This is a genomic window from Roseateles sp. P5_E1, from assembly GCF_054049335.1.
This window is the reverse complement of record NZ_JBFUMN010000007.1, coordinates 18,622-38,869: the sequence shown is the minus strand read 5'-3', so window position 1 is coordinate 38,869 and position 20,248 is coordinate 18,622. Positions and strand designations below refer to the sequence as shown.

The 20,248-nt window shown below is 69.6% G+C and carries 16 protein-coding genes; 12 read left to right on the top strand and 4 right to left on the bottom strand.

Translation table 11 applies throughout. The features are described 5' to 3' along the window. The first annotated feature begins 53 nt into the window (after positions 1 to 53). Entirely contained in the window at positions 54 to 446 is a 393-nt protein-coding gene (locus tag ACXJKJ_RS09425; RefSeq protein WP_457389928.1) for a hypothetical protein, read from the top strand. 82 nt (positions 447 to 528) lie between these two features. Beyond that, positions 529 to 3,261: a S9 family peptidase gene (locus tag ACXJKJ_RS09420; RefSeq protein ID WP_457390002.1), complete on the top strand. Its 2,733-nt coding sequence runs from the start codon at positions 529 to 531 to the stop codon at positions 3,259 to 3,261. Between the two features lie 6 nt (positions 3,262 to 3,267). Here the strand turns inward: ACXJKJ_RS09420 and ACXJKJ_RS09415 are convergent, their stop codons facing one another. Next, positions 3,268 to 4,464: a vanadium-dependent haloperoxidase gene (locus ACXJKJ_RS09415; protein ID WP_457389927.1), complete on the bottom strand. Its 1,197-nt coding sequence runs from the start codon at positions 4,462 to 4,464 to the stop codon at positions 3,268 to 3,270. 94 nt (positions 4,465 to 4,558) lie between these two features. Here ACXJKJ_RS09415 and ACXJKJ_RS09410 point away from each other — a divergent pair, with 94 nt between their 5' ends. The 8 genes from ACXJKJ_RS09410 (at position 4,559) to ACXJKJ_RS09375 (ending at position 16,607) form a co-directional block, all read left to right on the top strand. Further along, a complete protein-coding gene (locus ACXJKJ_RS09410) occupies positions 4,559 to 6,949 on the top strand; it encodes a PAS domain S-box protein (RefSeq protein ID WP_457350330.1) in 2,391 nt (796 codons plus the stop codon). Positions 6,950 to 7,257: 308 nt separating this feature from the next. Next, entirely contained in the window at positions 7,258 to 11,394 is a 4,137-nt protein-coding gene (locus ACXJKJ_RS09405) for a GAF domain-containing protein (protein WP_457389926.1), read from the top strand. Beyond that, positions 11,375 to 11,722, top strand: coding sequence for an Hpt domain-containing protein (locus ACXJKJ_RS09400; protein ID WP_457389925.1), 348 nt, complete (start codon positions 11,375 to 11,377; stop codon positions 11,720 to 11,722). The genes ACXJKJ_RS09405 and ACXJKJ_RS09400 overlap by 20 nt, the downstream gene beginning before the upstream one ends. Next, positions 11,715 to 12,758 (top strand): adenylate/guanylate cyclase domain-containing protein, encoded by a 1,044-nt coding sequence (locus tag ACXJKJ_RS09395; RefSeq protein WP_457389924.1) that lies wholly within the window; start codon positions 11,715 to 11,717, stop codon positions 12,756 to 12,758. The genes ACXJKJ_RS09400 and ACXJKJ_RS09395 overlap by 8 nt, the downstream gene beginning before the upstream one ends. A 223-nt stretch (positions 12,759 to 12,981) precedes the next feature. Continuing rightward, a complete protein-coding gene (locus tag ACXJKJ_RS09390; protein ID WP_457389923.1) occupies positions 12,982 to 14,811 on the top strand; it encodes a patatin-like phospholipase family protein in 1,830 nt (609 codons plus the stop codon). Next, a complete protein-coding gene (locus ACXJKJ_RS09385) occupies positions 14,808 to 15,434 on the top strand; it encodes a Crp/Fnr family transcriptional regulator (protein ID WP_056202713.1) in 627 nt (208 codons plus the stop codon). Before ACXJKJ_RS09390 ends, ACXJKJ_RS09385 begins: the two co-directional genes overlap by 4 nt. A gap of 135 nt (positions 15,435 to 15,569) precedes the next feature. After that, positions 15,570 to 15,788 carry a hypothetical protein gene (locus ACXJKJ_RS09380; protein WP_457350320.1) on the top strand — a complete coding sequence of 73 codons (219 nt, stop codon included), beginning with the start codon at positions 15,570 to 15,572 and terminating at the stop codon, positions 15,786 to 15,788. Positions 15,789 to 15,791: 3 nt separating this feature from the next. Beyond that, positions 15,792 to 16,607: a CheR family methyltransferase gene (locus ACXJKJ_RS09375; protein ID WP_457389922.1), complete on the top strand. Its 816-nt coding sequence runs from the start codon at positions 15,792 to 15,794 to the stop codon at positions 16,605 to 16,607. Here the strand turns inward: ACXJKJ_RS09375 and ACXJKJ_RS09370 are convergent. After that, positions 16,604 to 17,296 carry a response regulator transcription factor gene (locus ACXJKJ_RS09370; RefSeq protein ID WP_056202722.1) on the bottom strand — a complete coding sequence of 231 codons (693 nt, stop codon included), beginning with the start codon at positions 17,294 to 17,296 and terminating at the stop codon, positions 16,604 to 16,606. The genes ACXJKJ_RS09375 and ACXJKJ_RS09370 overlap by 4 nt on opposite strands. Before the next feature lie 172 nt (positions 17,297 to 17,468). Between ACXJKJ_RS09370 and ACXJKJ_RS09365 the strand changes: the two genes are divergently transcribed. Further along, entirely contained in the window at positions 17,469 to 17,822 is a 354-nt protein-coding gene (locus ACXJKJ_RS09365; protein WP_457389921.1) for a hypothetical protein, read from the top strand. Between the two features lie 3 nt (positions 17,823 to 17,825). On the opposite strand, the gene ACXJKJ_RS09360 is transcribed toward ACXJKJ_RS09365, so the two are convergent. Both ACXJKJ_RS09360 and ACXJKJ_RS09355 read right to left on the bottom strand, forming a co-directional pair. Next, positions 17,826 to 18,368, bottom strand: a complete 543-nt coding sequence (locus tag ACXJKJ_RS09360) for a DUF1415 domain-containing protein (RefSeq protein ID WP_457389920.1) — start codon at positions 18,366 to 18,368, stop codon at positions 17,826 to 17,828. Then, positions 18,365 to 19,558: a M20 aminoacylase family protein gene (locus ACXJKJ_RS09355; RefSeq protein ID WP_056202732.1), complete on the bottom strand. Its 1,194-nt coding sequence runs from the start codon at positions 19,556 to 19,558 to the stop codon at positions 18,365 to 18,367. The genes ACXJKJ_RS09360 and ACXJKJ_RS09355 overlap by 4 nt, the downstream gene beginning before the upstream one ends. 311 nt (positions 19,559 to 19,869) lie before the next feature. Here ACXJKJ_RS09355 and ACXJKJ_RS09350 point away from each other — a divergent pair, with 311 nt between their 5' ends. Next, complete coding sequence (locus ACXJKJ_RS09350; protein ID WP_457320102.1) at positions 19,870 to 20,184, top strand: hypothetical protein; 315 nt, start codon at positions 19,870 to 19,872, stop codon at positions 20,182 to 20,184. Positions 20,185 to 20,248 lie beyond the last annotated feature (64 nt).

Below are 20,248 nucleotides of genomic sequence, written 5' to 3'. Positions count from 1 at the left end.
CGAGGCATCGGACCGGACACACTGCACCGTTCAATTGACCGGAGAGGTTTGCGATGGCGTTCGTTGTGGGCTGGGTGCTGGTCTTGCTGCTGCTGGCCCTGTGGTCCAGCCTCGTGTGGGCGGTGCAGTCGTTTCTCACCGGCCTGCTGGCCCACGCCGGCAGCGTCGGCTCGGGTGGCTGGAGCTTGCCGGAGTCGCTGAGAGACTGGCTGCCCTCGGCAGTGGCGGATTGGTTGGTGTCGACGGTCGAGACGCTGTCGCCGCAGTTGCAATCCCTGGCCAGCGCGCTGCCGTCGCTGACGGGCGGCGTCACGGTGCTGGCCTGGGTGGTGTGGACGCTGGGCGCCGTGATGCTGTTCGTCTTCGGCCTGGCCATCCACGTCAGCGTGGCGCTATGGCGCAAGTCCAAGGCTTCCACGTCGCCGCCTGCCACGACGATCCCGTGACGAATGGGGGTCGCCGCGCCTGCTTCTTAGAATTCGTTGCCCCTAACCCTAGGGGGTAGATTCAGGAGATCCCTTGAAGCCCGTGACCTTCGCTGCCATCAGCAGCCTGGCCCTTGCCGTGGCCCTGTCGGCCGCAGCCCCCCTGCAGGCACAGACCGCGCCGCCCAAGCCCGTTCCCAGTCTCGAGCAGATCTTCCGTGCCGAGCCTTATCGCAGCGAGCCCGCCAAGGACGCCGATTTCAGCCGCAGCGGCCGCTACCTCGCCTGGCTGTGGAGCCCTTTCGGCGAGCCCGGCACCGATCTCTGGGTGTACGACACCAAGACCGGCAAGACGCAGCGCATCACGTCGCCCCAGGTCATGGCGGCCTTCGAGGCGCCGGAGGACATGGAGCGCTTCGACAAGAAGCTCCGGCAGCGCAACACCGAATACGCCGAGCGCCAGGCCCGTGAGGTGGCGCAGCAGGCCTATCTGCGCGGCGAGAAGGTCAATCTGTCGCAGTGGGAAACCGCTGCCATCGAGACGCTGAAGAAGGAGCTGGCCGAGAAGAAGGCCAAGGACGACGCGCAAAAGGCTGCGGACAAGGCCGAGGCCGAGCTCGAGAAGCAGGCCATGGCCGCGCTGGCTGCAAAGCGCGCCGGCAAGCCGGTGTCTGCGGCAGCACCGGCATCGGCCGCCTCGTCGCCCGACAAGGACAAGGAAAAAGAGCTGTGGGAGCTCCGCGACGAGCTGAAGAAGAAGCTGGCCCGCGACAAGCTCAAGCCCGCCGATCTCTATCCCGGACCGAGCCAGTTCGCCTGGGCACACAAGGCCGACGAACTGGTCTTCCAGTACCGCGGCGGCCTCTACCGCTGGAAGGCGGACGACAAGATCCCGGCCGTTCAGCCGCTGGTGGCCACGCAGCGCGACCTGAAGCTCGTCGCCTACACGGCCGACGACAGCGGCGTCATCTACACCGACGAGACCCGCGTGCTGCGCAGCGGCTTCAAGCAGGCCGGCGTGCAAGTCATCAACCGCGAGCTCATCCACCCGGACGACGAGCAGAAGAAATACAAGATCGACCAGACGGCCATCAGCGAGGACGGCCGCTGGATGTCGCTGCTGGCCAAGGCGCCGCTGAAGACGGCCGACGACAAGCCGGCGCCGCCGCCCAAGCAGGTCGAGATCATGAACTACAGCGAGCGCTGGGCCACGGCCAAGAAGGTCAACCGCGAGGTGTCTGACGACAAGCGCAACCAGCAGCCGCTGGCCCTCTATATCCGCCAGTTGCCCACCGGCAACGAGCCGCCGCGCAAGCAGCCGGCGCCGGTGTTCACGCAGAACGGCGGCGATGTCTGGTTCGAGATGAGCGACGTGGCCTGGGCGCGCGACGGCAGCCGCTATGCCTTCACGACCTGGGAGCGCGACAAGGAGCTGCTGCGCGTCTACATCGGTAAGACTTCTTGCCCCCAGCCGTCGGGTACGACGGCTGCCCCCCAAGGGGGCGCTGCAGGCCTTGGGAGCGGCCCGGCGGCCTGCGACGAATCCGCCAAGCCCGAGATGGTGCTGGAGCGCCGCGGCGAGGTCGGCCACGAGGTGGTCAACGTGCTCAAGCCCCGCTTCACACCCGACGGCAAGACGCTGGTGCTGGCCCTGGACGAAGCCGGCTGGCGCCAGCCCTATGCCATCGACGTGGCCACCAAGGCGCTGCGCCCCCTCGTCAAGGGCGAGTTCGAGGCCCATCAGGTGATCGGTTTCACGGCCGACAGCAAGGCCATGTTCGTGCTGGCCAACCAGGGCGACATGGCAGCCATGAATGTGCTGCGCGTCGACCTGGCCAGCGGCGCCACGCAGGCCCTGGGTGCGGCGGGCGAGTACCACCGTGCTGCGGCGGCCTCGGAGGACGGCCGATGGGTCGGCGCCGTGGCCGGCAACTGGGCCCAGCGCCCGGAGCTCAAGCTGCTGGCCACGGACGGCAAGACGCCGGCGCGCACGCTGACCGACAGCAATGACAAGGCCTGGGGCGAGTTGAAACTGTTGCGGCCCGAACGCTTCAACTTCACCAACCGCCATGGCGACCGCATCGAGGCCTATGCCTTCAAGCCTGCCAGTTGGACCGCGGCCGACAAGCGCCCGGCCATCGTCTACGTCTATGGCGGCCCGCTGAACGACCGCCACATCGTCGAGGTCGACAGCTTCCAGAACACCGCCTATCTGTTCGGCCAGTACATGGCCGCCAGGCATGGCTATGTGACCATCGCCGTCGACCCGCGCGGCCACAGCAACTATGGCCGCAAGTTCTCCGACGCCAACTGGGAGCGCCCCGGCGAGCCCCAGGCCGAGGACCTGGAAGACCTCGTCAAGTTGCTGCCCACGCAGTTCGGCGTGGACGCCCGGCGCATCGGCCTGAATGGCTGGAGCTTTGGCGGCTTCCAGACCCAGTACACGATGTACACCCGGCCCGATCTGTTCGCCGCCGGCATTGCCGGAGCCGGCCCGACCGAATGGGAGAACTACAACAGCTGGTACAGCGGCCGCACCATCGGCAAGGCCACGGACCGCACCAAGCCGGTGTTGCGCAAATACTCGCTGCTGCCGCTGGCCAAGGGCCTGAAGAAGCCGCTGATGCTGGTGCACGGCATGCAGGACCCGAACGTGCTGTACCAGGACACCGTCAACGTCTACCGCGAGCTGCTGGATTCGGGCAAGGAGTCGCTGGTCGAGCTCTTCCTCGACCCCGACGGCGTGCATGCCATGGGTGGCGTCGTCAAGCCCGCTGGCTGGCACCGCAAGTACGAGGCCTTCTGGCTGCGCAACCTGGGCCGCGCGACTCCCTGAGAAAAATCAGGGCAAGGGCCGCAGTTGCGTCGCCAGCACTTCCTCGGCCACCTTCTGGCCGAGGCGGTAGCCCACGTCCACCGAGTTGCGGAAATGCACGCCGCTCCAGACGCGTGAATTGGCCAGCTCCTGGCCCATGGCCTCGGGCGAGCTCCAGCTGCGCGTCATCGACAGCGCCGAGTTGACCCAGACCAGTGGCGCCTGGCTGTCGCCGCGGAAGTCCTTCAGCAGAGCCTGCAGCGTGCCGCCGCCGACCGCGCCGCCCGAGGGGTAGTCACTGTTGGGCGGCGTGTGGATCAGCGGTTCCCAGCTCGCGTCGCGCAGCTTGGCATCGGCAAAGGCACCGCGCAGCGCGTTGTAGGGCCGCCAGTGGCGGTACTTGGTCTTGATACCGGTGTAGACGATGCGCGAGTCCAGGTCGGCCATGTCCATCAGGGCCAGCATGCGCGCGAACTCAAGCGGCGTGGCCTTGGTGCTCTCGGCCAGCTTCTTGAGCATCGCCACGGCGTCCTCCCCCTCGCCGGAGTTCCAGAACAGCGCGATGACCGACTGCTCGCCCGTGCGCTGCGTGCTGACACGCCCGCCGACGGCCTTGACCTCGGCCAGGTCGCGCAGCGCCACGGCGCTGCCCACGGCCGGCGGCGGGCCGGGGTCGTAGGCCGCCACGTCCTTGATCGCGAAGGGCTTCATGCGCGCCAGGCCGATGCCCGACTCCTGCTTGTACTCGGGCGTCAGCACATGGATGCCCGGCGCCGGCTCGACCTTGGGCGGCTCCACGCGCGCGAAGCTGTCATCCGCCCGCGCGGCCAGCAGCGCCAGCGCGACGCGCCGGCCCAGCGCCACGCCCTTGGCACGCGCGGCCGCGTCGGTCACGGCTTTCAGCGAGGCCTCGTAGGTCTTGTCGAGCAGGGCCTGGTCGGCGCCCGGCACGCTGCCGAGCACGACGCGGGCGGCGGAGGCGACGGCCGCCTCCGGCGAGGCATCCGGCACGGCCGCCGGCGCTGTGCCATAGGCCTGGTAGCGCGGCGTGATCGCGTTCAGCGCGTTGAACATCGCCAGGTCGGTCAGCAGCGTCGCAGGCAGGACCTGACCGCGCGGCGACTTCTGCAGCACCTTGGGTGTGGCTTCGGCCCAGTCGCTGACGACATCGGCGCGCACCGGCGCGATCAGCAGCGCCAGCAGCAGGGCGCAGAGCTTGAGCATGAGAGTCTCCCTGGCAGAAAGACGGCGACGCTACGCCGCGCGAACGGCCCGCGCAATGAGGGGCGACGCCCAGACCTGCCCTAAGCTGTCGGCCATGGTGACCCCGCCCCTGCCGCCCGACGAAGACCGCCGCCTTGCCCGCCTGGCGGCGCTGGCCGTCATGGACACCGAGCCCGAGCCGCTGTTCGATCACCTCACCGCCCTGGCGGCGCAGATCTGCGGCACGCCCGTCGCCCTGCTCGGCCTGTTGGACGAGCGCCGTCAGTGGTTCAAGGCCGCCGTCGGTTTTGGCCGCAGCGAGACGCCGCGGGCCCAGACCTTCTGTGCCCACACGCTGCTGGCCGATGGCCTCTTCGAAGTGCGCGATGCCCGGCTGGACGCCCGCTTCGTCGACCACCCCGATGTGCTGGCCCGCCCCGCGCTGCGCTTCTATGCCGGCGTGCCCATTCGCCTGGACGACGGCAGCCACCCCGGCACCCTGTGTGTCGTCGACTTCCAGCCGCGCGAGCTGACCGAGGCGCAGCGCGAGGCCCTGACCCGCCTGGCCGACGCCGCAGCCGAAGCGCTGATGATGCGCGAGCGCGCCTTGCGTGGCGCCGACCTCGAGGCGGCGGAACAGCCCTTCCAGGTGCTGGCCGAGACGGCACCGCTGGGCATCTTCCGTACCGACGCGGCAGGGGACTTCATCTTCACGAACGCAAACTGGCAGCGCATCTGCGGTCTGCCGGCGCGTGCTGCCCTGGGTGAGGGCTGGGCAGCCACGCTGACGACCGAGGACAGCACGTCGGTGCTGGCCCACTGGCGGCGCTGCGTTGCCCAGCGTCAGGCATTCGAGATGCGCTACCGGTTGCGCCGCGGCGGCAACGGCCACGGCGTGCGCCAGGTCTGGACCCGTGCCCGGCCGTTGCTGGCGCCCGATGGCGGGTTGCGCGGCTACGTCGGCATCACCGAGGACGTCACCGACCGCATCACCGCCGAACGCGAGCTGCGCGACAGCAAGGCCCTGCTGGACCGCACCGGCCGCGTCGCCGGCATTGGCGGCTGGAGCCTGGACCTGCAGACCGAGGAGCTCGTCTGGAGCGACCAGACCTGCCGCATCCACGACCTCGAGGCCGGCCACCGGCCAACGCTGCAGGAGGCCATTGGCTACTACAAGCCCGAGGCGCGCGCCGCCATCGAGGCGGCCGTGCTGCGCGGCATGCAGCACGGCGAACCCTGGAGCCTGGAGCTGCCGCTGGTGACGGCCAAGGGGCGTGAGATCTGGGTGCTGTCCCAGGGGCAGGTCGACTGGCAGGACGGCGTTCCGGTGCGGCTCGTGGGCGCCTTCCAGGACGTCACCGAGCACCACCGCGCGGCTGTCGAGCTGGAGCACAACCGCCAGCGCCTGCGCGCGCTGTACGAGTCGACGCCGGCGCTGATGCATTCGGTGGATGCGGCCGGCCGGGTGCTCAGCGTGTCCGACCGCTGGCTGGAGCGCCTGGGCTACAAGCGCCAGCAGGTCATCGGTCGCGCCATGGACGACTTCATGACACCGGAGTCGTCGCAGCAGGTGCGCGAGGTCTACCGCCCGGCGATGTGGCGCGACGGCCATGTCGGCGACTGCCCCGTGCAGCTGATCTGCGCCGACGGCCGGCTGCGCGACGTGCTGGTCTCGGCGGTCGCGGAATACACCGCCGACGGCCGGCCACTGCGTGCCCTCGCCCTTGTTGACGACATCACCGAGGACCTGCAGCGCCGCGCCGAGCTGGCGCACGAGCAGCGCATGCGCCGCCAGACCGAGCGCCACGTGCAGGAGCTGGACCAACTGCTGCATGAGCGCTCCGAGATGCTGGACGTACTGGCCCACGAGGTGCGCCAGCCGCTGAACAACGCCAGCGCGGCCCTGCAGGGCGCGGCGGCCAGCCTGGCCGGCCGCGGTGAGCGCCAGGCCCAGGAGAGGCTGAACCGCGCCCAGGCCGTGCTCGGCCAGGTGCTGGCCGGCGTCGACAACACGCTGGCTGCGGCCAGCCTGCTGGCGGGTGGCGGACGCATCGCGCGCGAGGACACCGACATCGACACGCTGATCGCCGTCACCATTGCCGACCTGCCACGTGAACAGCGCGACCGCATCGTCGTGCATCGCCACACGGCCACCCGCACGGCGCTGATGGACATGAGCCTGCTGCGCCTGGCCTTGCGCAATCTGCTGTCCAACGCGCTGAAGTACGCGCGCGGCGTCAGCCCCGTGACCCTGCATGTCATCGATTTTGATGAACCCGCCGTGCTGCAGTTCGAGGTGGCGGACGCCGGCCCCGGCATTCCGCGCGAGCTGCTGCCCCGCCTCTTCACCCGCGGCGCGCGCGGCAGCGGCGGCACTGAGTCGGCCCACGGCCTGGGCCTGTACATCGTGCGCCGCGTCATGGACATGCATGGCGGCACGGCGGAACTGTTGCGCACCGGCCCATTGGGGACGGTCATGAGGCTGACGCTGCCCCAGGCCGACTAGAGCGGACTAGACTCGCGCGGCCCCAGCTTCAAAAGGGCCTGTTCGCACCACGGGAATCGGTGCGAGAGGGGCTGCGCGGGTGAAGGGCTAGGCGTGCGCTGAAGCCCGGGCTGGGTGCCCGGGCAAGGCGCGCAACGACGCCATGCGCCCGCGCAGCCCCTCTCCCGAAGGGTTGCCACTCAAGAGCCTGCGCGCGGCGTTGCGAAGCCTCGCTGGGGATGACCCCAGCTTCGACTTCGCGCCTTGCTCGCAAGCCCTTGAGTGGCAACGCATCCGATCCCCGTGGTGTGAACAGGCCCTGTCCCGCGATGCCCTTGCGCCCCGATGTCGCCGTGTTGGAGGATTTGGCCGACCTGGCCTGGTCGGGCCAGCATCAGCGTCTGATCGACCTGAGCGCGGGCTGGCGCGGCGACGCCCGGGTGCTGGAGCTGCGCGTCGAGAGCTTCATCGCGCTCGGCGCCCTGGCTGCTGCGGCCGATGCCGCCGCGGCCTTGGCCAAGCTGGCCGAGGGCCGTCCCGCCTGGCGGCTCCGCGCCCGCCTCGCGCTCGGGCTGGTGCAGATGCGCCGCGGTGAACTGCTGGCGGCCATCGCCACCGCCGAAGCCGCATTGGCCGAGGCCGGCACTGACGCACTCGACCGTGCCTATGCGCTGGCCCTGCTGGCCGAAGCCCAGTGCCGTTGCCAGCTGGAGCCCGAAGTGGCGCTGGGCCGGGTGCACGAGGCCGCCAAGCTGTTTGCCGCCGCCGGCAAAACTGTGCCCCGGGGCCGCTGCGGTTATATCGAATCCCTGCTGCTGGGCATGCTGGGTTTCGTTGCCGAGGCGCGCGCGGCGGCCGAGGCCGCGCTGGCGCTGGCGCTGGCCACTGGCGACCTGCTGGGCCAGGGCAATGCCTACAACGCCCAGACCTTCAACAACCCCGACCTGGCCGACTGCCTGCATCTGTGCAAGCTGGCGCTTGCGGCCTATGCCGCGGCCGGCTATGCCGAGCGCCAGGGCACGGCCATCCACAACATCGGCAACCACTACGTCACGCTGGGCCTGACGCGCCGCGCGCGCCGCCACTACCTGGCCGCGCTCGCGATCTGGCGCCGCAGCGGCGCGACGGCGCTGCTGCCCTACACGCTGACGGCGCTGGCCCGGCTGGACCTGGAGGGCGGCGCGCTGGCCGAGGCGCGCGCCTATGCCGGCGAAGCCGAGTCCCTGAGCCTGGCGCGCCAGAACCCGGGCTTTCGCTCCGAGATCGCGCGCCTGCAAGGTGAGCTGGCGATGGCGGAAGGCGATGCGGCGACTGCAGCGGTGCAGTTCCGCCTGGCGCTCGACCATTCGCCATCGGCCGCCCAGCGCATGGCCGACCTCGGCCTCATCGCCTGGGCCGAACTGGGCGCCGGCGACCTGCAGGCGGCGTTGAATGCCAGCGCCGAGGCCGCCCGCCTGCACTGGGCCCAAGGCCTGGCGCCGCTGGAGAACCTGGACCTGCCAGCCCTGTGGTGGCGGCGCTGCGAGGCGCTGCGTGCGGCCGGCCGCCGCCGCGAGGCCGGCGTGGCGCTGGCGCGGGCCTATCGCTTCGTCTGTCTGCGCCTGGCCGGCTTGTCCGACGAGGGCCTGCGGCGCAACTCGCTGAACAAGCGGCCGGTGGCGCGTGCCGTCGTGCAGGCCTGGCTGGCCGACGGCGGCAGGCCGCGTCATCTCAATGGCGCCGCGCATCTGGACGAGCGCTTCGCCCGCCAGGTCGACGTCGGCCTGCGCCTGGCCGAGCTGGCCACGGGCACTGAGCTGCATGAGTTCCTGGTCGACGAATCGGCCGAGATCAGTGGCGCCGAACGCGTGCTTCTGGTGCTGGAGTACGGCGGCAGCCTGCGCCACATCGCCAGCCATCTGATGCCGCAGGGGGAGGCCGGTGGCGAGGAGGCCCTGCTGGCCGCCATCACACCCTGGCTGGATGAAGCGCGCGGCAGCCGCGCGGCGGCCCTGCGCATCGGGCCCGAAGGCGTGCCGGCCGTGCAGCAACGCTCCTGCCTCGTTGCGCCGCTGATCGCCGAGCGCGAGCTGGTCGGCTATCTCTACGCCGACCTGGACGGCGCTTTCGGGCGCTTCCGCGAGGGCGACCGCGATCTGCTCGTCATGCTGGCCGCCCAGGCCGCCGTCGCGCTGGCCAACCTGCGGCTGCGCGAGGGCCTGGAGCAGCGCGTCGCTGAGCGCACGGCCGAGCTGCTGGCCAGCAAGGCGCAGGTGGAGCGCCGCGTCAACGAGCTGGCGATGCTGAACAACCTGCAGCAGAGCCTGTCGCCGGAGCTGAGCTTCGAGGCCATCATCCAGCGTGTCGGCGACCGCCTGTGCGAGCTGCTCGAGACCCAGGACATCGGCATCCGCTGGTATGACCCGGCCAGCGGCCTCAACCACTACCTCTACGAGCTCGAGCACGGCGTGCCCATCCAGCTGCCGCCGGAGCGGCCGGCGCCGGACGGGCCCTTCGAGCAGATGCGCCGCACGCGCCAGCCGCTGGTCTGCCGCAACGTGGCCGAGATCGCCGCTGCCGGCCTGTTGGCGGTGCCAGGCACCGACCAGGCGCTGTCCTTCGCCAACGTGCCCATCATCGGCAACGACCAGGTGCTGGGCGCCATCCTGGTCGAGAGCTATGAACGCGAGAACGCCTTCAGCGAGGCCGACGTGCGCTTCCTCAGCACGGTGGGAGCCAGCGTCGGCGTGGCGCTGGAGAACGCGCGCCTGTTCGACGAGATCCAGCGCCGCACGCGCGAGAGCGCGGCCCTGGCCGAGGTGGGCCGCGAGATCTCCTCCACGCTGGACCTGGCCACGGTCATGAACCGCATCGCCGTGCATGCCAAGGAGCTGCTGGACGCCGACAACAGCGCGGTTTTCGTGCCGGAAGAAGAGGGCGGGGGCGCGGCGCGGCGCTACCGCGCCATCGTCGCCGTCGGCAGATACGAAAGCGAGGTGCGCGACGCCGTCATCACGGCCGGCGAGGGCATCATCGGCTCGCTGATCGCCAAGGGCGAGCCCGGCGTCATCAACGCCGCGCGCGACGACCCGCGCGGCGTCCGGATGGAGGGCACCGAAGAGGACCCCGACGAGCGCATGATGGTGGCGCCGTTGCGCGCCGGCCAGCGCGTGCTGGGCGCCCTGACCGTCTGGCGCCAGGGCGGCCAGCCGTTCCGCGACAGCGAGCTGAGCTTTCTGGTGGGCCTGAGCCTGGCGGCGTCGGTGGCGATGGAGAACTCGCGCCTGTTCGGAGAAGCCCAGGCCGCCAAGGCCGTGGCCGAGCAGGCCAATGCGGCCAAGAGTGCCTTCCTGGCGACGATGAGCCACGAGATCCGCACGCCGATGAATGCCGTCATCGGCATGAGCGGCCTGCTGCTGGACTCCACGCTCGACGGCGAGCAGCGCGACCACGCAGCCATCATCCGAGAGGCCGGCGAGGCGCTGCTGACCATCATCAACGACATCCTCGACTTCTCGAAGATCGAGGCGGGCCGCATGGACATCGAGAGTGCGCCCTTCGTGCTGCGTGACTGCGTGGACGCGGCCGTCGACCTGATCGCGCCGCGCGCCCGCGAGAAGGGCCTGGCGCTGGCCGTCGACATCGCGCCCACTGTGCCCGCTGGCATCAATGGCGACGTGACCAAGCTGCGCCAGATCCTGCTGAACCTGCTGTCCAACGCGGTCAAGTTCACCGAGGCAGGCAGCATCACCGTCGAAGTGGAGGCCGCTCCGGCCGAAGGCGGCGTGGAGCTGCGCTTCCTTGTGCGCGACACCGGCATCGGCCTGGGCGCTGAAGCCCTGGCCCGCCTGTTCCAGAGCTTCAGCCAGGCCGATGCGAGCACCTCGCGCAAATACGGCGGCACGGGCCTGGGCCTGGCCATCAGCCGGCGCATGGCCGAGCTGATGGGCGGACGCATGTGGGCCGAGAGCGACGGCCCGGGCCGCGGCGCGCGCTTCGGGTTCACGCTGCGCGCCACGGTGGCGGCCGACCTCGTGCCGAGCCCGCGCCGCCAGCGCGCCCAGCCGGTTGTCACGCAAGACCTGGCCGAGCGTCATCCGCTGCGCATCCTGCTGGCCGAGGACAACGTCGTGAACCAGAAGCTGGCGCTGCGCCTGTTGCAGCAGATGGGCTACCGCGCTGATCTGGCCGCCAACGGCATCGAAGCGCTGGAGGCGGTGGCACGCCAGGCCTATGACCTTGTCCTGATGGACGTGCAGATGCCGGAGATGGACGGGCTGGAGGCGTCGCGGCGCTTGAACGCCCAAAGCGGGCGGCCGCATATCGTCGCCATGACCGCCAATGCGATGCAGGGTGACCGGGAAACCTGCCTGGCCGCCGGCATGGATGACTACCTGACCAAGCCGATCCGAGTCGACGAGCTGGTGCTGGCGCTGCAGCGCACACCGCTACGAAAGGAGCCTGAGCATGTCCCAGCCGGTGATTGACGCGGAGGTTTTCGCCGACCTCCAGGAAACGGCGGGGGCCGATTTCGTCGTCGAACTGATCGACTCCTTCTTGGAAGACGGCCCCCAGGGCCTTGCGGCGTTGCGCCGGGCCGCCGCGACGGGCGACGTCACGAGCTGGACGCGCCAGGCGCATTCGCTGAAGTCCAACGGCCTGACCTTCGGCGCCACGGCGCTGGCCGCCGCGGCGCGCGAGCTCGAACACACGCCACTGGCCGAACTGGGCGCCGCCGCTCCGGCCCGTGTCGATGCCTTGGCCGTGCTGTTCGCCGCGGTCGCGGCCGACCTGAAGGAGCGCCGCCATGCGTGAACGCCGCGCCCCATCCGCCCGCATCCTTCTCGTCGAGGACAACCGCGTGAACCGCCTGCTGCTGGCCCGGCACGTGGAGCTGCTGGGCCACCAGGTCGTCAGCGTCGAAGACGGCCACGCGGCCCTGGCGCGGCTGCAGGACAGCGCCTTCGACCTGCTGCTGGTGGACATCCACATGCCGGTCATGGGTGGCATCGAACTGATGGAAAGATTGCGCGCCAGCCCCGAGCTGCGCGAGCTGCCAGTCATCGTGACGTCGGCCGTGGAGGCCATGGACAGCGTGGTGCGCTGTATCGAGCTGGGCGCCGAGGACTATCTGCACAAGCCCGTCAACCTCGTGCTGCTGAAGGCGCGCATCAACGCCAGCCTGGAGCGCAAGCGCCTGCGTGACCAGCAGCGCGAGCTGGTGCGGCGCTTCGCGACCCGCGAGGTGGCCCAGGACCTGGAGGCGGAGGGCTTCGCACTGGGCGGGCGCCGGGTGCAGGCGACGGTGCTGTTCTGCGACATCCGCGGCTTCACGACGCTTGCCGAATCGCAGCCGCCCGAGGACATCATCGAGCTGCTGAACACCTACTACACGCTGATGTTCGCGGCCATCAACGGTCATGGCGGCGTCGTCAACCAGATGATCGGCGACGGTCTGATGGCCATCTTCGGCGCGCCGCAGCCGCTGCCCGCGGCCGGCCAATGCGCCGTGCTGGCGGCGGCCGAGATGATTGAGATGGTGGCCCAGTTCAGCGAGGAGCAGCGCGCCGCCGGCCGGCCCGAGATCCGCATCGGCGTGGGCATCGCCAGCGGCGATGTCGTGGCCGGCTACACCGGTACGCGCCAGCGCGCCACCTACACCTGCATCGGCGACGCGGTCAACGTCGCGGCGCGCATGGAAGCTCACACCAAGGTGGCCGGCCACGCCGTGCTGTTCGACGCCGCGACCTATGCCCAGCTCGCAGGCGCGCTGCCGAGCGAGCCCATCGGGCCGGTGCAGTTCAAGGGCAAGACGAGCTCGGTCGACGTCTTTGCGCTGGTGCTGGCGTGACTGGCTCTGTGAATTGCCTTCGACTTGCGGGCCGAGCGCCGGGCCTGCCCTGGGCCAGAGGCCCAGGTCCTTCCGTAGGCACAAGCAGTCCGCAGGGACTGCTTGTGTCCGACTCCAGTTCCCAAGCCGGCCCGCCCATGGCGATGTGCTCGGCGGTCAATCCGCCGAGCATCGCCGCTCCCTCGGGGGGCCGGCCAAGGTATTCCTTGGACGGGGGGCTCACATGACCGAGGGCTATCACGACCGCCTGCTTGGCGAGCTGCTGGCCCAGGCCTTCGGCGAGCTCGACGCCGCCACGCTGGCCCTGCTGCGCGAGCAGCTGACCTGGGTCGAGGTGGCTGGCGGCCAGACGTTGATGCAGCAGGGCGAGCCGGGCGACTCGATGTATCTGTCGGTCAGCGGGCGCTTGCGGGCCTATGTGTCGAGTGATGGCGAGGCGCCGCGTGTCGTGCGTGAGCTGGGCCGCGGGCAGGTCATCGGCGAGATGAGCCTGTACACGGCGGCACCGCGTTCGGCCACCGTCGTCGCCATCCGCGACTCCGTGCTCGTGCGGCTGGACAAGGATCCCTTCCTGCGCCTGATCGAGCAGCAGCCGCGCGTCGGCATCGCGCTGACGCGCCAGATCGTGCATCGGCTGCAGACCGAACATGCGCCCGCGCCCTTCGCTGCGCCGGTCGTGCAGGCGCTGCTGCCCATCACCGCCGGCGTGGACGCGGCCGGGCTGGCACTCGGCCTGGCGGCGGGGCTTGGCCGTTTCGGCCGTGTCTGCGTCGTCGACGCGGCCGCGGTGGATGCCGCCGTCGGCGCGGCGGCCGACGAAGGCGAGCGCTATCGCCAGGTGTCGCTGTGGCTGGACGAGGTCGAGGCCGCCCACGACTTCGTGCTGCTGCTGGCCGACGACGCGCCCACGCCCTGGACGCAGCGCTGCTGCCGCCATGCCGACGAGGTGCTGCTGCTGGCCAATGCCGGCGCCGCGCCGGCCGTGCACCTCAGCGAGACGCAATGCCTGGTGCAGCGCCCGCCACGAACGGAGGCCGACGAGATCCTCGTGCTGCTGCACGCGGCCGACACGCCGGCACCGCGCGGCACGGCGGCCTGGCTGGCGCGCCGGCCGGTGGCCGATCATTTCCACGTGCGCCCCGCGCTGGCAGGCGACCTGGCCCGCCTGGCACGGCTGCAGGCGCGCCGCGCGGTCGGCCTGGTGCTGGCCGGCGGTGGCGCGCGCGGCTTCTCGCACCTCGGCCTGATGCACGCGCTGCAGGAGCAGGGCGTGGTGGTGGACTGCGTGGGCGGCACCAGCATGGGCGCGGTCATGGCGGCGCTGGCCGCGACCGACCAGCCGCTGGCGCACACCACGGCCGTTGCGCGCGAGGCCTTCAAGGTCAACCCGACCGGTGACTTCAACCTGCTGCCGCTGATCTCGCTGATCCGCGGCCGGCGCCTGCGCGGCATCCTGGACCGAGCGCTCGGCCGGCTGGCCGGCCCGGGCGCCGGCATCGAGGACCTGTGGAAGCCCTTCTTCTGCGTGGCGACCAACTATTCCCAGGCCAGCGAGGCCCTGTTGACCCACGGCCCGCTGGAGCGTGCGCTGCGCGCCAGCACGGCCATCCCCGGCGCGCTGCCACCCGTCGTCGTCGACGGCGACCTGCTCTGCGACGGCGGCAGCTTCAACAACTTCCCCGTCGACGTGATGCGCGCGCGCCGCGGCGTGGGCCTGGTCATCGGCGCCGACCTCAGCCTGCACAAGGCCCGCAAGCTCGACTTCGACGAGGTGCCCGGCCCCTGGGCGCTGCTGCGCGACCGCTGGCGCGCGCGCTCGCGGCGACGCTACCGGCTGCCCGCGCTGTCGGCCTATCTGCTCAACGTGACCATCCTCTACAGCAGCTCGCGCCGCCGTGCCGCGCAGGCCGCCTGCGACGTCTATTTCAACCCGCCGCTGGAGCGTGTCGGCCTGCTGGCCTGGCAGCGTTTCGACGCCATCGTCGAGCAGGGCCACGCGCATGCGCTGACCGTGCTGGCCCAACCCCAAGTTCAGGCGCTGCTCCAACCATGACCGACACCCTCGCCACCATCCTCGGCTTCATCGGCGCCACGCTGATGCTGGCCAGCTATCTGATGAAAAGCATGCTGCCGCTGCGCATCGCGGCGCTGACGGCCTGCTGCTTCCTCGTGGCCTATGGCGCGCTGAAGTCGGCGCTCCCAACGCTGCTGCTTTATGGCGCACTGATCCCGATCAACATCAAGAAGACGTTGCAGATCAGGAAGCTCGTCAAGGCCATCGAGAACGCGCGCGACGGCACGCCAGTGTCCGAGTGGCTGCTGCCGCACATGCACCGCCGGACCGTGAAAGCCGGCACCACCTTGTGGCGCCAGGGCGATGCCGCCACCGAGATGCTCTACCTCGACACCGGTACGCTGCGGCTGGCCGAATACGACGAACTGCTGCCGCCGGGCAGCCTGGTCGGCGAGATCGGCCTGTTCGCGCCCGACAACCGCCGCACGCTGACGCTGGAGGCTCCGGGCGATTGCGTCGTCTACAGCCTCACAGCCGAGGAGATGGCCTTGCTCTACTACCAGAACCCCAAGCTCGGTTTCCACGTCATGCGCCTCGTCGTCGCGCGCCTGATGCGTGATGTGCAGCGCCATCGACCCGAAAACGGGTTGCCGTCGGCATGAGCGGCGTGCTGGACCGCTGAAGGCGGCCGAGGCCGTGGCCTGGATCACGCCGCAGCGGGGTCTTGAGGCGGCCCGACAGACCCGGTCAAGAATTCCCCGCAGCGGCGGCTGTCGGCAGCTCCTAGGCTTGGAGCCATGTTGGCCGTCGTCCTTTCCACCCCTCAGGCGGGCCAGCGCGTCAGCTGCCGGGGCAGCCTGCCGATGGAGATCGGCCTCTACACGGCCGTCGAGCAGTTCGATGCCGCCGGTGCCCAGAGCCTGCAGCTGACGTGGGCCAGCGACGTGCCCGCCGACGCCTGCCGCGCTCTCGGCCTGGCCGATCTCATCGCCACGACGGCCCGAGAGGACGCCTGAACGATGGGCTTGCCGGAATTGCGCGAAGACACGTATGTGCGGCTTGGTGGGCTGATGCAGGAGAACCTGGGATTGGGCTTTGCGACGGTCAAGAGGACCGTGGTGGCGTCCCGTCTGGCGCCGCGGCTGCAGCGCCTCGGCCTGGACAGCTATGAGGCCTATGTCACGCTGATCGCCACGGCGGACGATGGCGGCGAATTCCAGATGGCTGTCGACCTGCTGACCACCCCCGAAAACCATTTCTTCCGTGAGTTGATGCATTTCGACCTGCTGGAGTCCGAACTGAGCCGTGTCCGTCCGCAGCGCCCGCGGCTGTGGAGCGCGAGCACTTCCTTTGGCGACGAGGCCTACAGCCTGGCCATGCTGCTGGCCGACCTGCAGCAGGCCGGGCGCGTCGGCGCTGATTGGCTGGTGCTGGGCACCGACACCAACGAGCGCCGTTTGCGCAGCGCCGCCGAGGGCCTCTACCCGCAGGCGCAACTGCGCCAGGTCACGCCGGAGCGGCTGCGCCGTTACGGCCTGGGCGGCGACCCGGCAAGTACCGGCCTGGTGCAGATGCAGGCCGGCCTGCGCGAGCGCGTGCGCTTCGAGCGCCACGACCTGCGCGCACCGCTGCACGGCGCTCAGGGCTTTGATGCGATCTGGCTGCGCCAGGTGCTGGTCTATTTCGATGCGGCGACGCGCCAGACCGTCTTGGCGCAAGTGCTGGCGCGGCTGCATCCCGGGGGCTTGTTCTTCGTTGGAACGGCCGAGCAGGGCCTGGTCACGACGCCGGGCCTGGATGCGCTGGCCCCAGGCGTCTTCAGAAAACAGGTCTAGATCAGCTGCAGCGGCGCGCGGAAGACATAGCCGACCCGCGACTTGCTCTGCAGCGGCACCAGGGTGGGCGTGGCGCGCTCGATGCGGCGGCGCAGGCGGTAGATGGTGGCCGACAGGCCGTCGTCGGTCTCGCCCTCTGGCACCTCGCGGCCGAGCTTGTTCAGCAGGGTCTCGCGCGTGACCGGTTCGCCGCCGGCCTGGGCAAAGCATTCCAGCAGCTGGCGGTCGGCCTCGCTCAACTGGATGCGCGTGCCGTCGGGCACGACGAGCTCGCCACTGGCGCGGTCCAGCTTCCAGACCGCGTCGGCCGCCGAGGGCTTGGCAACGCGGCGCTGCACGGCGGCAATCGCCAGCGACACCTGCTCGAACTGCACCGGCTTGACGAGATACATGTCGGCGCCAGCCGTGATGACCTCGCGGAAGACCTCCGGCCCGAGGCGGCCCGACACGACGACGACGCCGGCATCGGTGCGGCGGCGCAGGATCTTGATCAGCTCCACGCCGTTGACGCCGGGCAGCATCAGGTCGACGAGATAGAAATCAAAGCCAAAGGCATCGGGCGAGGCCAGCAGCGCATTGCTGTCGTCGAAACGGCTGACCGCGATGCCCTGCTGCTCCTGCAGATGCTGGGTCAGGAACTCGGAGTACTCAGCGTCGTCATCGATGAGGGCGAGGGTCTTGGGTTGCATGGTGGCGGGGGACACGAGAGCAGCCGCGGAGTTTGCCGCATGACTGGGGCGTCAGCATGCCTCGGAAAGCCTCTTGAACGTGGTTTGCTGCACGTTTTGGGTCATAAATGACTGACACTAGGCGGACGCTGTGATAAATCAAGCCGCCAACGAGCGGCACGAGGAGACCGCGATGGCCGATGACGTGCAAGCCGAAGGCCCAGACGAGTTGACTTGGCTGCATCCGGGCCAGCGCGCGGCGCCGCCCGAGGCACTGYGACGCATCCAGGTGTTGTGTGGCAGCCGGCCCGACCTGTTCGCTGCCATGTTCCTCGTGCTGGCAACCCACCAGGAGCTGCCGCGCGACATGCTGGCGGCGGCGATCAAGCAGTTCCGTGCCGACCTGGATGCCTACAGCCGCGACGATGTTGTCAGCTTGCTGACAGCCATCTGGAATGGCGGCAAGAGCGGCTTCGATGCCGTGTTGCGCACACGCGCCAATTCGCCCAAGAAGGGCGGCGGCGCGTTCTCCTGGGTGAAGGAATGAGCCTCAGCCCTTGAGGCCGAGCTTGCGCCAGCCCTCCACGCCCAGCTTGTCCAGCGTTTCTAGGTTGTTCTCGTAGATGGACGCCGTGTCGGGCATGGACTCGACGGCGCGCTCGATGCTGTCTTCGCGCAGGATGTGCAGCGTCGGGTAGGGCGAGCGGTTGCTGTAGTTGGCGATGTCGTCGGGCTCGTTGCCTTCGAACTGGTATGCGGGGTGGAAGTCGGCGATCTGCAGGATGCCGTCGAGCTTCAGTTCTTCCACCAGCGCGTCGGCCGCGTCCAGGAAGTCGTTGAAGTCGAGGAAACCGGTCAGCACATTGGGATGGATGACCAGCGTCGTGTCGACCTCTTCCGGATCGGCACGGTTGAGCGCCAGCAGTTCGCGGGCCAGGTCCTTCAGCAGCGCCTCGGGCTCGGTGGCGTCGCTGACGACATAGCGGATGCGCTCGTTGACGTGCACGGCCTTGGCGAACGGGCAGAGGTTCAGGCCGATGACGGCCTTGACGACCCAGTCGCGGGTGTCCTGGATGATTTGCTCGTGATTCATCGCGGTGTATTCAACCAGGCTTCAGCCATCCTGACCCACATCGAGCCGCCCAGCGGGATCAGCTCATCGTTGAAGTCATAGCTCGGGTTGTGCAGCATGCAGGGCCCCATGCCATGGCCACCGACGCGGTGGCTGCCGTCGCCGTTGCCGATCAGGAAGTAGCAGCCGGGCTTGTCGAGCAGGTAGTAGCTGAAGTCCTCGGCGCCCATGGTGGGCTCGAACTCCTGCACGTTGTCGGCACCGACCATGTCGGTCAGCACGCGGCGAGCGAATTCGGTTTCTTCGGGGTGGTTGATCGTCGGCGGGTAGTTGCGTCGGAATTCGAACTCGGCAGTCAGCTCGAAGGCGCCGGCGAGCTGCTCGGTCATCTCCTTCATGCGGCGCTCGAACAGGTCCAGCAGCTCCAGCGTGAAAGTGCGCACCGTGCCCTCCATGACCACTGAGTCGGGCACCACGTTGGTCGCCTCACCGGCGTGGATCATGGTCACGGAGATGACGCCGGGGTCGATGGGGCGCTTGTTGCGGCTGACGATGGTCTGGAAGGCCGTGACGAGCTGGCAGGCCGCCGGCACCGGGTCCAGGCCGAGGTGGGGCATGGCCGCGTGCGAGCCCTTGCCGCGCAAGGTGATCTTGAACTCGTTGCTGCTGGCGAACACCGGGCCACTCTTCAGCGCGAACTGGCCGGCCTGCATGCCGGGCCAGTTGTGGGCGCCGAACATGGCCTCCATCGGAAACTTATCGAACAGGCCGTCCTTGATCATCTCGCGCGCGCCGCCGCCACCTTCCTCGGCAGGCTGGAAGACGAGGTAGACGGTGCCGTCGAAGTTGCGGTTCGTCGCCAGGTGCTTGGCGGCGGCCAGCAACATGGCGGTGTGGCCGTCATGGCCGCAGGCGTGCATGCGGCCCAGGTAGGAGCTGGCGTGCGGGAACTCGTTGCGCTCGGTCATCGGCAGCGCGTCGATGTCAGCGCGCAGGCCGACGGCGCGGTCGGACGAGCCGTTCTTGACGATGCCGACCACGCCGGTCTTGCCCAGGCCCCGGTGCACGGGGATGCCCCAGTCGGTCAGCGCCTGGGCGATGACGTCGGCGGTGCGCTGCTCGTGGAAGCAGAGTTCGGGGTGCTTGTGCAGGTCACGGCGGATGGCTGTGATGGCCGGCGCGTCGGCCAGGATGGTGTCGATGAGCTTCATGAGAGGGTGACTTCAGGCTCTGTAGAGGCCTGAGTTTAGGATCGGGGCCTGTTACCAGGGCAAAGGTCGGGTGCGTTGCCACTCAAAAGCCTGCGAGCAAGGCGCGAAACGAAGCTGGGGTCGTCCCCAGCGAGGCTTCGCAACGCCGCGCGCAGGCTTTTGAGTGACAACCCTTCGGGAGAGGGTCTGCGCGGGCGCATGGCGTTGTTGCGCGCCTGGCCTGGGCATGAGCCCTGGCGGCGCCGCGCGTCTAGCCCTGCACCCGCGCAGACCCTCTCGCACCGATCTTTGCCCTGGTAACAGGCCCCTCCGTGAACCTTCGTCGTTGGTCAAGAAACTGGCTGTTGTGGCTGGCGCTGCTACTCCCCCTCGCGCAAGCGATGGCAGGGGTGCATGCGCTGTCGCACGTCGGCAGCGACCGCCAGGACGACGGCATCGCCCACCTGGTTCACTGCGACCTCTGCCTGACCGCCGCCGACCTCGGCGCCGGCGCGCCAGTGGCCGAACCGGTGGTTCTGGCTGTCGGCTCGGCCACGCATGCCGCGCCGCTAGTGGCCCGCGGCGGTGTACCGCGCGCGGTCAGCCTCGGCCTGCCCCCGGCCCGCGCGCCGCCCGCTTCCGCCTGAAGTCCAAGCCTTCCCGCGCCCAAAGTTGGCGCGGGTGTTTGCGTTTTCTTGCGGAAGTACCTCC

What these genes read in the sequence shown, in the direction of transcription:
- ACXJKJ_RS09425 (WP_457389928.1), top strand. Translation starts at nt 54, where the DNA reads ATGGCGTTCGTTGTGGGCTGGGTGCTGGTCTTGCTGCTGCTGGCCCTG.
- ACXJKJ_RS09415 (WP_457389927.1), bottom strand. Translation starts at nt 4,464, where the DNA reads ATGCTCAAGCTCTGCGCCCTGCTGCTGGCGCTGCTGATCGCGCCGGTG.
- ACXJKJ_RS09410 (WP_457350330.1), top strand. Translation starts at nt 4,559, where the DNA reads ATGGTGACCCCGCCCCTGCCGCCCGACGAAGACCGCCGCCTTGCCCGC.
- ACXJKJ_RS09405 (WP_457389926.1), top strand. Translation starts at nt 7,258, where the DNA reads ATGCCCTTGCGCCCCGATGTCGCCGTGTTGGAGGATTTGGCCGACCTG.
- ACXJKJ_RS09400 (WP_457389925.1), top strand. Translation starts at nt 11,375, where the DNA reads ATGTCCCAGCCGGTGATTGACGCGGAGGTTTTCGCCGACCTCCAGGAA.
- ACXJKJ_RS09395 (WP_457389924.1), top strand. Translation starts at nt 11,715, where the DNA reads ATGCGTGAACGCCGCGCCCCATCCGCCCGCATCCTTCTCGTCGAGGAC.
- ACXJKJ_RS09390 (WP_457389923.1), top strand. Translation starts at nt 12,982, where the DNA reads ATGACCGAGGGCTATCACGACCGCCTGCTTGGCGAGCTGCTGGCCCAG.
- ACXJKJ_RS09385 (WP_056202713.1), top strand. Translation starts at nt 14,808, where the DNA reads ATGACCGACACCCTCGCCACCATCCTCGGCTTCATCGGCGCCACGCTG.
- ACXJKJ_RS09380 (WP_457350320.1), top strand. Translation starts at nt 15,570, where the DNA reads ATGTTGGCCGTCGTCCTTTCCACCCCTCAGGCGGGCCAGCGCGTCAGC.
- ACXJKJ_RS09375 (WP_457389922.1), top strand. Translation starts at nt 15,792, where the DNA reads ATGGGCTTGCCGGAATTGCGCGAAGACACGTATGTGCGGCTTGGTGGG.
- ACXJKJ_RS09370 (WP_056202722.1), bottom strand. Translation starts at nt 17,296, where the DNA reads ATGCAACCCAAGACCCTCGCCCTCATCGATGACGACGCTGAGTACTCC.
- ACXJKJ_RS09360 (WP_457389920.1), bottom strand. Translation starts at nt 18,368, where the DNA reads ATGAATCACGAGCAAATCATCCAGGACACCCGCGACTGGGTCGTCAAG.
- ACXJKJ_RS09355 (WP_056202732.1), bottom strand. Translation starts at nt 19,558, where the DNA reads ATGAAGCTCATCGACACCATCCTGGCCGACGCGCCGGCCATCACAGCC.